Annotated in this window: 13 protein-coding genes and 1 other RNA gene; 7 read left to right on the top strand and 7 right to left on the bottom strand. The window is 36.5% G+C overall.

All coding sequences use genetic code 11. The annotated features are described in order from the left end of the window. Positions 1-42: 42 nt before the first annotated feature. Genes JR347_RS16400 through tsaD form a run of 4 tightly spaced genes read right to left on the bottom strand, consistent with a single transcriptional unit; the run spans position 43 to position 2705 of the window. Entirely contained in the window at positions 43-831 is a 789-nt protein-coding gene (locus JR347_RS16400) for a C40 family peptidase (protein ID WP_205721666.1), read from the bottom strand. A 2-nt stretch (positions 832-833) separates the two neighbouring features. Next, entirely contained in the window at positions 834-1304 is a 471-nt protein-coding gene (gene smpB / locus JR347_RS16405; RefSeq protein ID WP_205721667.1) for an SsrA-binding protein SmpB, read from the bottom strand. After that, positions 1297-1698: a thioesterase family protein gene (locus tag JR347_RS16410; protein ID WP_205721668.1), complete on the bottom strand. Its 402-nt coding sequence runs from the start codon at positions 1696-1698 to the stop codon at positions 1297-1299. Before JR347_RS16410 ends, smpB begins: the two co-directional genes overlap by 8 nt. Positions 1699-1700: 2 nt before the next feature. Further along, positions 1701-2705: a tRNA (adenosine(37)-N6)-threonylcarbamoyltransferase complex transferase subunit TsaD gene (gene tsaD, locus JR347_RS16415; RefSeq protein ID WP_205721669.1), complete on the bottom strand. Its 1005-nt coding sequence runs from the start codon at positions 2703-2705 to the stop codon at positions 1701-1703. 70 nt (positions 2706-2775) lie between these two features. On the opposite strand from tsaD, the gene JR347_RS16420 reads away from it, so the two are divergent. The 5 genes from JR347_RS16420 (at position 2776) to JR347_RS16440 (ending at position 10166) form a co-directional block, all read left to right on the top strand. Next, positions 2776-7284 carry a translocation/assembly module TamB domain-containing protein gene (locus JR347_RS16420; protein WP_205721670.1) on the top strand — a complete coding sequence of 1503 codons (4509 nt, stop codon included), beginning with the start codon at positions 2776-2778 and terminating at the stop codon, positions 7282-7284. Then, entirely contained in the window at positions 7271-8140 is an 870-nt protein-coding gene (locus JR347_RS16425; protein ID WP_205721671.1) for a DUF2279 domain-containing protein, read from the top strand. Before JR347_RS16420 ends, JR347_RS16425 begins: the two co-directional genes overlap by 14 nt. A 44-nt stretch (positions 8141-8184) precedes the next feature. Then, complete coding sequence (locus JR347_RS16430) at positions 8185-8583, top strand: type III secretion system chaperone family protein (RefSeq protein WP_205721672.1); 399 nt, start codon at positions 8185-8187, stop codon at positions 8581-8583. Between the two features lie 45 nt (positions 8584-8628). After that, an RNA gene (gene rnpB, locus JR347_RS16435) (RNase P RNA component class A) lies at positions 8629-8994 on the top strand. A 20-nt stretch (positions 8995-9014) separates the two neighbouring features. Beyond that, entirely contained in the window at positions 9015-10166 is a 1152-nt protein-coding gene (locus JR347_RS16440; protein ID WP_205721673.1) for a sigma-54-dependent transcriptional regulator, read from the top strand. 20 nt (positions 10167-10186) lie between these two features. On the opposite strand, the gene JR347_RS18425 is transcribed toward JR347_RS16440, so the two are convergent. Together JR347_RS18425 and JR347_RS16445 are read right to left on the bottom strand one after the other, a co-directional pair. Next, complete coding sequence (locus JR347_RS18425) at positions 10187-10318, bottom strand: hypothetical protein (protein WP_262897027.1); 132 nt, start codon at positions 10316-10318, stop codon at positions 10187-10189. Between the two features lie 98 nt (positions 10319-10416). Beyond that, positions 10417-11400 (bottom strand): LuxE/PaaK family acyltransferase, encoded by a 984-nt coding sequence (locus tag JR347_RS16445; RefSeq protein WP_205721674.1) that lies wholly within the window; start codon positions 11398-11400, stop codon positions 10417-10419. Positions 11401-11428: 28 nt separating this feature from the next. Between JR347_RS16445 and JR347_RS16450 the strand changes: the two genes are divergently transcribed. After that, positions 11429-12157 carry a hypothetical protein gene (locus JR347_RS16450; RefSeq protein WP_205721675.1) on the top strand — a complete coding sequence of 243 codons (729 nt, stop codon included), beginning with the start codon at positions 11429-11431 and terminating at the stop codon, positions 12155-12157. On the opposite strand, the gene JR347_RS16455 is transcribed toward JR347_RS16450, so the two are convergent. After that, a complete protein-coding gene (locus tag JR347_RS16455; protein WP_235689701.1) occupies positions 12154-14559 on the bottom strand; it encodes an alpha-ketoacid dehydrogenase subunit alpha/beta in 2406 nt (801 codons plus the stop codon). The genes JR347_RS16450 and JR347_RS16455 overlap by 4 nt on opposite strands. A 311-nt stretch (positions 14560-14870) precedes the next feature. Here JR347_RS16455 and ald point away from each other — a divergent pair, with 311 nt between their 5' ends. Then, positions 14871-15986: an alanine dehydrogenase gene (gene ald, locus JR347_RS16460; RefSeq protein WP_205721676.1), complete on the top strand. Its 1116-nt coding sequence runs from the start codon at positions 14871-14873 to the stop codon at positions 15984-15986. Positions 15987-16025 lie beyond the last annotated feature (39 nt).

Consider the following 16025-nt stretch of genomic DNA (forward strand, 5'->3'; position numbering starts at 1 on the left):
ATGATGGGGTATGCAAGAAACGATAAGAGGCGTATCGTTATTTTACAATTTGATAATCCTTCTAATAGAATGAAGTTTGTGAGTATTCTGCTGACTATCAGAATGTATTATTCCTTCTTGTGTAAATGAATCAATTCTTACCTTGCCGGAAGAATGAATGATTTCGTTCTCATTGATTAAAACGCCTACATGTATAATTTTACCATCCTTATTGGCAAAGAACGCCACATCACCAGCTTGTCTTTTATCAAACTCAATTAATTCACCTTTAAGGGCTTGGTCTTTAGAATCTCTAGGCAGTTTAAAGCCACTCATTCTAAAAATAATTTGCGTAAAACCAGAGCAATCAATACCAAAAGGAGTACGACCACCCCATAAGTATGGTGCATTCAAATATTTCTTAGCAGTCTGTATTAAAAACTCTACGTCTCTTTTCGAACTCAAACTTTTTGCTTCACCATTAAATGCAAGCTGCTCCTCTACCTTAAATATTTCATTCGTTGAAATAGGCAATACGCTGCCCATTACAATATTGGTTTGATGTTTATTGAAGAGAATAGTAGCAGATAGGTCTGTGCAAATTTTATAATCTGAATTATTGATTTGTTCAAAATACTCATTCGAAATGGCATGGTGCTGCTTTGCATCAATCCAGCCCTCATAACCATCGAAGTACATTTTTATTCTGCACCACTGCTTATTGTCAGATATGTCAGTAATTGTATAATGGTCACCAAAAAGTAGTTGGGTCACCATTTCAGCAGCATCTTTAGGCTCTGAACGAACCGGAACAATACTTAGCCTTGCTATACCCTTATTACCTATCTCCATTTTCAAAACTTCATTCTATCCAACTCCCGCTTCACATCACGTTCTTTAATGCTATCGCGCTTGTCATGCAATTTTTTACCCTTGCCTAAAGCTATTTCCATTTTAGCCAATCCTCTGTCGTTGATAAATAGCCTTATTGGGATTATGGTTAAACCCTTTTCATTGAGTTTACTTTCAAGTTTGCTTAATTCTTGTTTTCTAAGGAGCAATTTCCTTTCTCTATCTTCTGTATGATTATAAAATGAACCCTGTGCATATGGTGCTATGTGCACATTTTTTACGAACAACTCACCATCTTTAAAATAGCAATAGCCATCTTGTAAGTTAACTTTACCCTCACGAATAGATTTTATCTCCGTGCCTTTTAAAACTATTCCAGCCAGGTATTTATCTATAAATTCATACTCGAACTTTGCCCGCTTATTTTTTATGTTAATATCGTTGGCAAACCGCCCCTTCTCTTTCTTAGTCATTGCCGTCAAATTTAGAGAAAATCTTTTCGATCACATTCTTTTTTAGCACCTTCTGTCCTGTTGTTCCCTTGGCAATGATACGATCGCTCACTTTAGCTATATAATTGCAAATCAGCTCATTACCTTTTATCTCCATCGCCTCTGCCGTAATTGATACTAGCTCACCAACCTTAGCCGGCCCTATATGCTCAATAGTTAATTTAGTACCAATACCTTCCTCATCATCCAATTTATATTTTAAAACAAATTGGCGGGACGACCATTCTATCTCTCTGGCTAATACATAAGTAGAACAAACAGGATGAACATCCTTACCATCAAAATTTGGTACATCAGTTGGCTTAACTTTATATTCTACTGTTGCCTTCTCTCCTATTTTTAAACCCTCCAACATAACTAAAATTTCATTCTTGGATCTGGTGAAGTAGTTAATGGTTCAAAGTCACCTGCCAGGTATTTATAATGAGCCGCCATGGCAATCATACCAGCGTTATCGGTGCAGTATTCAAAATCCGGAATGTACACGTTCCAATGATACTCTTTAGCGAGTTCATCCAGCCTCTTACGCAAGCCTGAATTAGCCGATACGCCTCCTGCAATTGCAACCTCCTTAATACCGTATTTTTTAGAGGCCTTAATTAATCTTTTGGTGAGCATATTAACCAAACATCTTTGCAAACTCGCACATATATCATTCAGATTGTTCTTTATAAAGTTTTGATCTTCCTTCAGTCTATCTCTCAAAAAATATAAAAACGCTGTTTTTATACCACTAAAAGAGAAATCAAGTTCAGCAACTTCAGAATCAGGAAAATCGAAAGCATGCGCATTGCCATTCTGTGCATACTTATCAATCAGTGGCCCTCCCGGGTAAGGCAAATCCAATAGTTTGGCAGATTTATCAAATGCTTCACCCACAGCATCGTCTTGTGTTTCACCCACAATCTCCATATCCAGGTAATCCTTTACCGACACAATTTGTGTATGTCCCCCGGAAACAGTTAAACATAAAAATGGAAAGGTTGGCTTTGGGTCATCGATAAAATGGGCTAAAATATGCGCCTGCATGTGATTAACACCTATTAAAGGAATATTCAACCCTTGGGCTAATGATTTGGCAAAAGAAGAACCAACCAATAAGGCACCAAGTAAGCCTGGCCCCTTAGTAAATGCCACCGCATCCAAGTCTTGTTTATTTACACCGCTACCTTTCAAGGCTTCTTCAACAACTGGTACAATATTCTGCTGATGGGCTCTTGAAGCCAATTCGGGAACTACTCCGCCATAATTTTCGTGTACAGATTGCGTTGCTATAATATTATTAAGTACTTTGCCCTTTTTGATTATAGCAGCGGAAGTTTCGTCACAAGATGATTCTATAGCGAGTATAATAGGGTTCATTTTTTAAAATTTGGCGCAAGTTATCAAAAATCGATTTGTCAAGACAGTTTTATGGCTAGCCTTGTCTTTATTGCTACTCTTATTTGCCACAGCAGGAGCAATACAATTCCCCTATGTTCAAACAAAACTCGTTAATTATTTAAACGAGAAAATATCTACAAAGCTAGGCTATAATATTTCATTGCAACACATTTCAATTTGGTGGTTTGATAGTATCGATATTGAAGGTGTACAAGTAATTGATCCTGAAGGTAACACGATGATTAGTGCTGCTAAAATTGAGTTAGATTTTGATCTCACTAATTTACTTGATAAAGAAAATCATCATTTAGATGATATTGTGATAAACAAAGCCAACGTCTACCTCACAAAAGTATTTACCGATACTGACTCACTGACCACACTCAACATCAATGATTTTATAAAAAAAATTAAAGACGCCACACGAAAAGAAGGCGCCAAATCCAGAGCATATATTTCCTGTGATAACATTAATATTTTTAAGTCAAACTTCAGCTATAATGATCAGCAAAGAGATTCTCTAACAGATCGTTTTGATTACTATCATTTTGAAATTGACAGTATTAACGGGCGCTTTGAAAATATTTACTCTGTTAGCGACACCTTCGGGTTAAAAGTTAATTCTCTAAAGGGGTACGATAAAAAAACGAAGATGAAGATCGATCAAATGAAAACTTCGTTTGCAGTTTCACAAAGTGCTATGCTTTTTGATGATTTAGAGCTTAAGGTAGGCCAGAGCATAATTAAAGACTCTGTAAGGTTTGATTATAACAGTACTGCGGATATGAGCAATTTTAATAACAAAGTGCTTGTAAATGCCTCTCTGAATAATTCCATCATTCATACTAACGACCTATCTTATTTTGTACCTCAACTCAGAAAATTCAATGAGAAATATACGGTGTCTGGGAATTTCAACGGACTAGTTAGGTCCTTTCTATTTAGTAAAGCCTCTATATCATTTGGAAGCGGCACCACAATTAGAGGAAAGATTCGAATGACAGGTCTGCCAGATTTTGATGAAACGTTTATTGACTTTGACCTTTACAATTCATACATCACCACAACTGATATAAAACCCTACGTAAAAGAGAAAACATTTAAACGTCTTCAACCTTTAGAGCACATAAGCTTTACAGCAGAGTTTTTAGGTTTTCCCAGTGATTTTGTAGCACTAGGAACCTTTTACACACAATATGGTAGAATTGACTCAGATATTAACCTGAAAATTTCTGAGGACATTAGTAAATCATCATACAGTGGGCGTTTATCGATGCAGAACTTCGATTTAGGCGGTTATACCAACAATGACCTGTTTGGTGCCCTGTCCGTAAACGGAAATATAAAAGGTTCAGGATTCACACTCGAAACAGCAGACTTCAACTTAAACGGGACTGTTGAAACTGTTGGAATAAATAATTATGATTATCAAAATATTGTAACCAATGCCCGGTTTGCCAAAGAGTTTTTTGAAGGTAGTCTAAAGGTTGATGATCCAAATCTTAAATTGGACTTAACTGGTGCTATTGATCTTCGAGGTGGCCTAAACTTCTTTAACATTAAAGCAAAAATTGATACCACCGATCTACATGCCTTAAATCTCACAGAAGAGGAAATGCTCATAAAAAGTCAGGCTGATGTAAATGCCAGAGGCCTTAAAATTGATGAGATATTAGGCGCAGCGAATTTGGGCAAGACCTATCTGAAATATAGAAATAACTCGATCCAGATAGATTCTTTGTCATTAATATCTGATAGAGACGAAGAACAAAGAATAATACTGTTAAAAACAAACTTGTTAAATGCCACTGCATCAGGGGAATTTGAAATCACTCAACTATATACAAGCCTGAAAAACCTCTTAAAGGAATATAGGTTAAGCCTGAGAAATAACAGTGATGAAATTAAAAAGTATTACCTGGCTAAAAACGTAAAAAACGAGGATTATAATGTTGAGTTTAATATCAACATTAAAGATTTGAATCCTCTTTTAGAAGTATTTGCACCCAATGTTTACATATCGCCCTCCACTAAATTGAACGGTAGCATCACTGGCGGCTACACATCCATCATAGCTTTAGAATCTCGTTTTGATAGCCTTATTATAGACAACAATGTATTTGCCAATAACGACCTGCAAGTTAACATTTCTAAGATATCGGATAGCACCAATGTGCTCGCTATGGTGTATGCGGCTTCTAAAACTCAAGAATTTTCAAAAGTGCGAAGTCATGATATGATTTTTGAAGGCATTTGGGATAACCGTCATATAGAATATGACTTTGAAATTGAACAATCAGATTATGACAACAATGCCTTGATAACAGGTTCGGTAGATTTCTTAAGAGATTCTGTCCAGTTTAGATTTAGCCATGCCGATTTGAAAATTTTGGATGAAAGCTGGAGTATTGAAAAAAATAATCTGATCACATTATCAGGCAAATCTATTTCCTTCGAAAACATCAAACTTTATAGTAAATACCAGAGCATCTCATTAATAGGGAAGGTGGCCGAGTCTCCAGACGCTATATTAGAATTAAATATCGATAGTCTAGAGTTGGATAACCTAAACACCATTCTCAATAAAAATATCGAAGGAAAGGTGAATGGCTATGCAAGTATTAAAAATGTGTATTCAGATTTACTTATAGATAATAACATAGTTGTTGATGGATTAAGTATTGATAATTTTTTAGTGGGGAATGTGATTTCCAGAATGAACTGGGATAACAATAGAAAAGAAAGCCAGGTAAAATGCACGCTTAATAGATTAGGTTATAAAATTCTAGATTTAAACGGAACCTACTCCCCTTACAGTTCAAATCAACTAAAGTTAAAAGCCTATTTAAATGGTACAGAGCTTAAAATAATAGAACCATTTCTATCTTCTTTCTTTACTAATATTTCAGGTAGCTTAAACGGAGAGGTGCTTATCACTGGCTCCCCTGATAAACCTAATTTTAATGGTAATGGCACAATTGACAATGCGCACCTTCATGTGAATTACCTCAATACAGATTATGACTTTGACGGTGAGTTCTACTTAAGTTCAAACAAAATAGGCTTTAGAAATATTAAACTAACAGATATAGAAGGACAAAGTGGGAGTTTGAATGGCTACATATCCCATGACTACTTTAAAAATATGGGTATTTCAATGAATGCTGATTTCCAAGACTTTCAAATACTGAATACAACGAGCAAAGACAATAGCCTTTTTTATGGAAATGGAGAAACTACAGGTACCATTTCATTTTATGGCCCACTTAACAACATGAACATTACTGCGAATGCTCGTACAGAAAAAGGAACAAAAATATATATACCTATTGGCGATACGGAAACTATAGAGCAAGAGGAATATATCAACTTTGTTGATTTTGGCAAAGACCTAAATACACTTATTCAAGATGAAATTGAATCCGTTGACTTGCGAGGGATTAAACTTGATTTTGATTTGGACATTACAAACGATGCCTATTGTGAAATTATATTCGACATAAAGTCCGGTGATATTATTCGAGGTAGAGGTAATGGTGATATTAAAATGGAAATAGACACCAAAGGAGAATTCAACATGTTTGGCGATTTTAATATTGAAGAAGGCGGCTATAATTTCACACTTTATAATCTCATTAATAAGGAATTTGAAATTCTTCCAGGAAGTAAAATATCCTGGTATGGCGACCCTTATCAAGGTATTTTAGATATTAATGCTACTTACAGCCAGCTAGCTTCATTCTTGCCGTTATTGTCCGATCAACAGCTAGGAGGCGATACAGACCTAAATGATGTTATTGAATTAAGAAGGAAATATCCTGTGAATGTTCTTCTGGAGATAGATGGGGCTTTATTGTCACCAAGTGTTGATTTTGATATTACAACGGGTACGCTACCAAGAAACATTCAGTTGCCTAATGGCGACCCTGTAGATTTAGAATTCGAGTTTTTAAAATTTAAAAATAGTATTGACGAACAGGAGTTAAAAAGACAAGTTTTCAGTCTCATTGTCCTTAGAAAATTCTCGCCTTTACAATCATTTAACACGGGCGGTTCCATTACAAGTAGTGTGAGTGAACTATTATCAAATCAACTTTCCTATTGGATCACGCAAGTAGATGAAAATCTGGAAATAGATGTTGATTTTGGAAAGTTAGATCAAGAGGCCTTTAACACATTTCAGCTGCGTTTATCCTATTCGTTTTTTGATGGGAGATTGCGCGTAACCAGAGATGGAGGCTTTACAAATCAGGCAAACAGAGCTGATGTTTCAAGTATTGCCGGAGATTGGACGGTGGAATACCTACTAACAGAAAACGGAAAGTTTAAAGTAAAAATGTACAACCGAACAAATTATAATCCTATCAACCCTACAGAAGAGAATCAAAATACTGTAACCACCGGCTTTAGCTTAATTCACACTCAAAGTTTTGATGAAATTAAAGACTTGTTTAAAAAGAGCCGTGAGAATGCCAGAGAAGAAAATGAGGAGGAAGAAAGTGAGGAAGAAGATATAAACGCGAAAGCCGTTATGCCTGAAGAAGATGAAGCTGAATAAGATAGGTATCCTCATTCTTTTAATCATAACTATTTCAGGTAAGTCTTATACTCAAGACTCTACCCAAAACCGTCTCAAACCTCTTCTTATAGCTAGTTCCGCTACATATGTTACAAGCTTAGTTTTGCTCGACCAACTATGGTATTCAGATTTTGAGCGCAAAGGTTTTCACTTCTTCAACGACAATAGAGAATGGAAACAAGTAGATAAAGTTGGCCACTTTTATTCTGCATTTCACATAAGTAACGCCTCGTATAAATTACTGCGTTGGGCGTATATGGATGAAGATAAATCTATTTTTTGGGGAAGCATTGCAAGCGTAATTGCTTTAACACCTATTGAGATATTTGATGGTTTTTCATCGGAATATGGCGCATCTTATGGCGACCTTATAGCAAATACAGCTGGCGGCCTCTTTTTTTATGGGCAACAAAAAACCTGGGGAGAAATTCGGGTACACCCTAAATATTCATTTAGCCAAAGTCCTTATGCTGAACTCAGACCAGAGACTTTAGGCAAAAACCTTAGTGAAGAATTGTTGAAAGATTATAATGCCCAAACCTTCTGGCTTTCTTTCGATTTATCAAAATTCAATGCAAAGCTTCCTAAATGGTTGAATATTGCAATGGGTTATGGTGCCAATGATATGATTTTTGCCAATGATGATTCAAATAAATCGGCAGGATTCAATCCTCAAAGACAGTTTTACATCGGGCTAGATCTTGATTTAAATGAATATAAAACCCGATCAAAAGCACTAAATACCCTAATATATTTTGTGAATATGGTAAAAATACCCGGTCCTACCTTGGAGTTGAGAAATGGTAAATTCTATTTTCATTCATTTTATTATTGATTGCAATTAATTAACTTACCTAATCAAACTAAAACCAACCAAAAATGGATCTTAATGCATTTATGGAGAGTTATGCCGAAGAGATAGGCGGCACCTATTCCGAATACGATATTAGAACTTCAATTATTATTGTTCCCCTACCTGATGAGCGTTTTCAAACCGTTTTGGGTAAGCTAAAGCACAGCCCACGATACGATAGGCTTGGAATTGAGTTTTCTTCCAAGGTATGTCAGTTTGAAGATGGATTAGATCTTAAATTGTTACTTAGCGAAAATGCAAACCTCAATCATGCTAAATTCGCCATTGTAGAAGATTTTATTCATGTAGAAGCGTCAAGCTTTGTTGAGTCAGCTACAGAAGAATTACTGAAAGAAATTATTCAGGAAGTTGCCAATGTTGCTGATGAATACGAATTCAAATTAACTGGAGCAGACGTTCACTAAAACTTATCTAAGAACTTCATAAATCATAGAATTAACTACTTTTGCAAAGTAAGTCGTCTTGCCGTGTCCCGGTTATACCGGGATAAGGAAAGTCCGGGCAACATAGAGCATCGTGCTTCCTAACAGGAAGGTGCTGAGCAATCAGCAACAGAATGTGCCACAGAAAACAAACTACCCTGACTTGTCAGGGAAAAGGTGAAAAGGTGAGGTAAGAGCTCACCGGCTAGGTAGTGATATCTGGTGCTAGGTAAACCTCACGAGTTGAAAGACCAAATAAGCTGGTATTTGAGGGCTGCTCGTCCAAATCAGTGGGTAGGTCGTTTGATCCTGATGGTGACGTCAGGGCTAGATAAATGGCAAGAATCCACCTTTTGGTGGATACAGAACCCGGCTTATAGACTTACATTTTTTTATCATCATAAAACGATCTAATGGCTAAAATTCTAATTATTGATGACGAACAGAGCATCAGGAATACACTCAAAGAAATTTTAGAATACGAAAAATACACCATTGAAGAGGCTAAAGATGGTGAGGAAGGTCTCAAACTTTTAATGAAAGAGAAGTTTGATGTAGCTCTTTGTGATGTGAAAATGCCGAAAATGGATGGCTTAGAAGTACTTGAAAAAGCCATTGAAGAAGGTATAGATACTCAGTTCATTATGATTTCTGCCCATGGAACAATTGAAACTGCTGTTGAAGCCACTAAAAAAGGTGCCTATGATTTCATTCAAAAGCCACCAGACCTCAACAGACTCCTGGTTACAATTCGCAATGCCATGGACAAATCTACTTTGGTAAAAGAAACCAAAGTATTAAAGAAAAAGGTTTCCAAAGGATCGATGATTGTAGGAGACTCCAAACCTATATCTGAAATAAAAGAAACCATCCAAAAGGTAGCTCCCACTGATGCCAGAGTTTTAGTAACTGGCGAAAATGGAACTGGTAAAGAACTAGTTGCCAGGCAGTTGCATGAAATGAGCTCTCGTTCAAAAGGTCCTCTGATAGAGGTGAATTGCGCTGCTATTCCATCAGAATTAATAGAGAGTGAACTTTTTGGCCACGAGAAAGGATCATTTACCTCTGCCGTTAAACAGCGCATTGGTAAGTTTGAATTGGCTAATGATGGTACATTGTTTTTAGACGAGATTGGCGATATGAGTCTTTCTGCTCAGGCAAAGGTGTTAAGAGCATTACAAGAGAATAAAATAACTCGTGTTGGTGGTGATAAAGAAATATCGGTAAATGTTAGGGTTGTTGCCGCTACAAATAAAAATCTGAAAGAAGAAATAGCCAATAAAAACTTCAGGGAAGATTTATATCATCGATTAAGTGTAATACTAATTAAAGTACCACCATTAAGAGATCGGGCAGAAGATATTCCTCTACTTACTGATAAATTTCTCCATGATATTGCCGCAGAGTACGGCACTAAACCAAAATCTATTACCCCTAAAGCTGTAAGCTTACTTCAAAAATTAGAATGGACAGGCAATATTCGTGAATTACGAAATGTTGTCGAAAGATTAGTAATTATGGGAGGTGATGAAATTAGTGAGCAGGACGTCACTAAAAATACTTGAAATGGATAAAGGAAAGACGCTTAGATTCTTTCCTTTTCTATTGCCACTTCTTTCTTTTTTACATCCTTTTTAGAATAAGTCGGACAGGTGTACTGCGTACAAGCGGACATTCCGAAAACTACTAAAAGGAACAAAGCAAATCTTAATTTCATCACGTAGTGGTTTTATTTTAAAGCCAAAAGATACCTTAAAAGTATTAAACAATAATCATTAAATCAAAAGAAAATGTAATTGATCACAAATAATTAATCTAAATCATCAGGTTACATCCCCTTAGTTCTGAGTTATCATAACGTCCTAACACTTCAAAAAATTCCCCAGATATTCTGCCAATGTCCTGAGTTTCAATGAATGAGCAAGTATGAACATTCGCTAAATCAATAACATTTATACCTCCTTGTCTTACAGAATTAGAAATATAGAATGGGTCATACAAATCCCTCAATAATATGCGCATAGTATCGGGTGATTTATAAAGCCCATTGCCCGCAGAATAAGCCTGAGATAAAAGTTCAGTCATTCCATACTCCGAGTAAACAGTGGCGACATTAAAAGATTTTTTTAGTACAGTATGAACTTCCATTCTAGTCATTTCTTTGCGCCTACCCTTCATGCCACCAGTTTCCATAATAATATGACCAGCTAAGTCAATATTAAATTTTTCAGCAATATCTAGTAATGCAAAAGTTACTCCAATTAACAAAATTCTTTTTTCCGTTTTCAGTGCCGAATTAATATCATCCACTAACTTTTTATGGTTGTTTAAATAAAAACCAGAGAACTCTGACCTGCTTTCATCTATGAAGAATTTCACCATCTTCACAAGTGAAGAGTTACCGCGCTCTAAATATGACGGTAATAAAGCCATTATGTGATAATCTGATGGATTACCAATTGACTGATTAAAAATATTCAGAGCATTCTGCCTATAAAATGCAGAGGATTTCAAATAATGTTTAGAAGTAATTTGGCCAGTTGTACCACTACTTTCAAAAACCTCTTCTTCATTCCATGTACCAGATTTTACTGAGTGGCTCTTAAAAAACTGGATGGGCAGAAATGGAATTTCTTCTAATTGATTAATATTTTCAACATTTACACCCAGAGAAGAAATATATTGATGGTAAATAGCGTTATTTTTGTACTGGTACTGAAAAACCTGAAGTGCCAACTTTTCGAATTCTTTGTCAGAAGCCTGGATTAATTTTTGCTCAAAACTTTTATCAATGTCCAATCGTTGTGTACTTTAAGGCTGTGAATTTATGAAAAAGACCCTTTTTAATTTATTACTTTTTAGTCTATTAGCATTTGCATGCTCTGAAGCTCCGGAATTTCCCAATACTCCAAAAATAGAATTTAATAATATAATTTTTAAGGATCTTGGTGATGACGCTGACAGTCTAATTGTACTAATAGATTTCGAAGATGGGGATGGGGATTTAGGTCTTGGATCAGAAGAAGTAACACCTCCATTCAATCAAAAAAATTATTTCAGCAACAAAACCGGCCAATTTTTCGACTTTGGCAATGAAACATTAGGTGATTTATTAAGATTTGCTAATCGAGCTGAAATTGACACACTTCCTGACTTTGTTGGCGATGCAAAATGTTTATATTGGGACACCAGTCCTGATATTTTCCTTCCTGATGGTACAGAATTAAAGGACACTGTATATTTTCAGTTTAACGAACGGCATTATAATTTTTTGGTGGAGTTTTTTATTGATAATGGCTCTGGATTTGAAGAGTACGATTGGAGAATTGAATCAGGGGATTGTTCACCAAGTTTTGATGGAAGATTTCCTATTTTAAATGAGTCAGGTAAAGAAAAAGCCATTGAAGGTACTATACGTTATGGTATGCCTTCATTTGGATTTGAAACAGTATTAGGTGATAGGCAAGTTAAACTTGCTATTACCATAATTGACAGGAGAGGTAACTATAGCAACAGAATAGAAACCCCTCCTTTTAGGTTATCAGAAATTGATTAATAAATATCCGGGTAGTTTTCCGGATCAGCCTCAGCGATAAGATCATACACCTTGTCAAATACTTCTTCAATATTCGGTTTGGAGAAGTAATCACCATCAGATGAATATGCTGGCCTATGCTCTTTTGCTGTAATTGTTGTTGGTTTCGAATCCAGATACTTATAGGCACCTTGCTCCTCCAACACTTTCTGTAAAATAAATGCAGAGGCGCCACCAGGAACATCCTCGTCCGCTACTACTAAGCGATTGGTTTTCTTAACAGATTCTACAATGTCGTGATTCAAATCAAAAGGAATTAATGATTGAGCATCTATCACCTCACAAGAAATGCCATACTTCTCTAATTGATCAGCAGCATCCATCACAATTCTACACATTGAACCATAAGTAACTATTGTAACATCAGTACCTTCTTTTAGTACTTCCACTTTACCAAGTGGCACAGTAAATTCCCCAACGTTTGATGGTATCTGCTCTTTTAGTCGATATCCGTTAAGGCACTCGATGATTAAAGCAGGATCATCTGACTTAAGCATGGTATTATAAAAACCAGCCGCTTGTGTCATGTTTCTAGGAGTTAACACATAAATACCTCTTAAGCTATGAAGGATCATGCCCATTGGCGAACCTGAATGCCAAACGCCCTCCAATCTATGACCTCTTGTCCTTATTATTAATGGAGCTTTCTGTCCGCCCTTTGTTCGGTATTGCAATGAAGCCAGATCATCAGATAATATCTGAATAGCATATAATAGATAATCTAAGTATTGAATTTCAGCAATTGGCCTCAGCCCGCGTAAAGCAGCACCAATTCCCTGACCTATAATTGTACACTCTCTAATTCCAGTGTCCGTTACTCTGTTAACGCCATGTTTTTCCTGCAAGCCAGCAAATGCCTGATTCACATCCCCTATTTTCCCTACATCTTCACCAAAAGCAAATACTTTTGGGTCCCTTTTCAAGGCCTCATCAAAACAAGCCTGTAGCACTTCCCTCCCATCAACTTGTGACGCACCATCATCAAATATGGCATCCACAACTTCTACGTTTAAAGCAGAATTTTTGCTTGTGCTATAAAGTTTCGAGTTATACTGATCGAAATAAGTTTCATCTGCGTTTTTTAGCCAATTAGTCAAGGGCGTTTTCACAGATTTTTGCTCCGTTCTCAACGCTCTCAGCGCTTTTTTAACAGCTCTGTAACTGTCTAATTTTATCGGGTTAACCGTTTTAGATAACTCCTCTTTAATCGAATTCAGTTCATCAGTATTTTTATTCGTATTATTAGCCACCTCCTCAATTGCAGCCAATGCAGCATCAAAATCAATTTTTAATGAACCGTTAAATGCTTTCCACGCAGCCTCTTTCGCTTCTTTTGCTGACTTTTTCGCTTCAGCTTCAATTCCATCTAATTCTTCTGCATCAGCCAAGCCTTCACTTAAAATCCACTTTCTAAACTGAATGTTGCAGTCATATTCTGCTTCCCACTGCAACCTTTCTTTTGATTTATATCTTTCGTGAGATCCTGATGTTGAATGACCTTGTGGCTGAGTAAGTTGTTGAACGTGAACCAATGTAGGCACATGTTCTTCTCTTGAAATAGCCGCAGCCTTTTCGTAGGTATCAATTAGTGCTTCGTAATCCCACCCATTAACAGTAAAAATCTCATAGCCGGCATGTTTTTTATCTCTTTTAAATCCATCTAAAACAGCCGATATGTTACCCTTTGTAGTATGATATTCTTTTGGTACTGATATACCATATTCGTCATCCCACACAGAAACTAACATAGGTACCTGCAAAACGCCCGCAGCATTAATGGCTTCGTAAAACATTCCTTCTGATGTGGACGCATTTCCTATCGTGCCAAACGCTACTTCATTACCATTCACACTAAAACCTTTCACCTTCTTTAAGGCAGGTACTTCCCTGTATAGTTTCGAGGCGTAGGCCAAACCTACCAACCGTGGCATTTGCGATGCTGTAGGAGAAACGTCAGAGCTACTATGTTTTTCTTTGGTTAAATCTTTCCAATCGCCATTTTCATCTAACAACCTTGTTGCAAAGTGTCCATTCATCAACCTGCCAGCTGAAGATGGATCTGCCGTTACGTCTGTATGAGCATATAACTGTGCAAAGTATTCTTGAATTGTAAGCTGACCTATCGCAAACATAAAAGTCTGATCGCGATAGTACCCTGACCTAAAATCACCATTCTGAAAAACTTTGGCCATGGCTATTTGAGCCAATTCTTTCCCGTCCCCGAAAATTCCGAACTTGGCCTTACCCATAAATACTTCTTTCCTTCCTAGCAAACTTGCTTCTCTGCTCTCGCATGCAAGCTTATAATCGTTAAGTACTTCGGTATTCTTCTTTGTTTTCCTGGTCAATTTTGTAGTATTCAAGATGTCAAAGTTTAGTGATGGATTCCTGCCAAAACTCTATTTGCAGGATTGCAAAATTAACTAAATGAGGTAAGCTTTCAAATTAGGTTTGTAATCAGAGCAATTGCGGTGCTAAATCTTGTAATAATTTCAAAATCTTTAGCCTTAATTTCTTCCATCATCAATATTATATTTTGACAAATTTATTTATTCGGAATTATATTTTTATTTCATAATATACACATTCTCCATCGCAAGAATATTTTGATTTTGAAGATTACATTTGTACCATGTTAGTATATTTGTGCACTTTTGATTCAAACGTTTGAAAAATGATTATAGGAGTAGCCAAGGAAATAAAGAACAATGAAAACCGTGTGGCTCTTACGCCTGCGGGAGCTCAGGAATTAGTTAAAAGAGGCCATGAAGTATTCATTCAGTCTACTGCCGGTGAAGGTAGTGGTTTTATGGATGAGGAATATACAGAGGCTGGAGCCAAAATATTACCGACTATCGAAGCCACATATGAAAAGGCGGAAATGATAATGAAGGTAAAAGAACCGATAGAGCCTGAATACAATCTTATTAAGAAAGATCAGTTGGTATTTACCTATTTTCACTTTGCTTCTTATGAGCCTTTAACAAATGCTATGATCGATAGCAAAGCTATTTGTCTAGCTTATGAAACAGTTGAAAAAAGTGACCGAAGCCTTCCGCTATTGATTCCAATGTCTGAGGTTGCTGGAAGAATGTCAATTCAGGAAGGAGCGAAATATTTAGAGAAGCCATTGAAAGGCAGAGGTATTTTGCTCGGTGGAGTTCCCGGAGTTAGACCAGCTAAAGTTTTAATATTAGGTGGTGGCGTAGTTGGTACGAACGCTGCAAAAATGGCCGCTGGTATGGGCGCTGATGTAACTATCATGGATTTAAGTCTTCCTAGATTAAGATATCTTGATGATATTATGCCGGCAAACGTTAATACCTTCATGTCAAATGAATACAACATTCGTGAGCTAATATCAACACACGATTTAATTGTTGGTGCTGTATTAATACCTGGTGCTAAAGCTCCTAATCTTATTACCAGAGATATGCTTAAGGAAATGAGACCTGGTACAGTACTCGTTGATGTGGCAGTGGATCAAGGTGGATGTATTGAAACATGCGAGCCTACAACTCATGAAAACCCTACTTACATAATTGATGATGTGGTGCACTATTGCGTGGCTAATATGCCTGGCGCTGTGCCTTACACTTCAACATTAGCCTTAACAAATGCTACTCTTCCGTATGCTATACAACTAGCAAACAAAGGATGGAAGAAGGCTTGTAAAGAAAACAAAGAACTAGAGTTAGGTCTTAATATTATAAATGGTGATGTTGTTTATAAAGCTGTTGCTGAAGCTTTTAACCTACCATACACTGAAGTATCAAAATACCTTAACTAAAACTGGTTGAGTGCTAAAACAAAAATGCCTGAGAATAAC

Origin of the sequence: Fulvivirga lutea, assembly GCF_017068455.1 — a bacterium.
Taxonomy (GTDB): domain Bacteria; phylum Bacteroidota; class Bacteroidia; order Cytophagales; family Cyclobacteriaceae; genus Fulvivirga; species Fulvivirga lutea.

Bases quoted from the DNA above. Each gene is read 5' to 3' on its own strand.
- JR347_RS16400 (WP_205721666.1), bottom strand. From the start codon at position 831: ATGGAGATAGGTAATAAGGGTATAGCAAGGCTAAGTATTGTTCCGGTT.
- smpB (WP_205721667.1), bottom strand. From the start codon at position 1,304: ATGACTAAGAAAGAGAAGGGGCGGTTTGCCAACGATATTAACATAAAA.
- JR347_RS16410 (WP_205721668.1), bottom strand. From the start codon at position 1,698: ATGTTGGAGGGTTTAAAAATAGGAGAGAAGGCAACAGTAGAATATAAA.
- tsaD (WP_205721669.1), bottom strand. From the start codon at position 2,705: ATGAACCCTATTATACTCGCTATAGAATCATCTTGTGACGAAACTTCC.
- JR347_RS16425 (WP_205721671.1), top strand. From the start codon at position 7,271: ATGAAGCTGAATAAGATAGGTATCCTCATTCTTTTAATCATAACTATT.
- JR347_RS16430 (WP_205721672.1), top strand. From the start codon at position 8,185: ATGGATCTTAATGCATTTATGGAGAGTTATGCCGAAGAGATAGGCGGC.
- JR347_RS16440 (WP_205721673.1), top strand. From the start codon at position 9,015: ATGGCTAAAATTCTAATTATTGATGACGAACAGAGCATCAGGAATACA.
- JR347_RS18425 (WP_262897027.1), bottom strand. From the start codon at position 10,318: ATGAAATTAAGATTTGCTTTGTTCCTTTTAGTAGTTTTCGGAATGTCC.
- JR347_RS16450 (WP_205721675.1), top strand. From the start codon at position 11,429: ATGAAAAAGACCCTTTTTAATTTATTACTTTTTAGTCTATTAGCATTT.
- ald (WP_205721676.1), top strand. From the start codon at position 14,871: ATGATTATAGGAGTAGCCAAGGAAATAAAGAACAATGAAAACCGTGTG.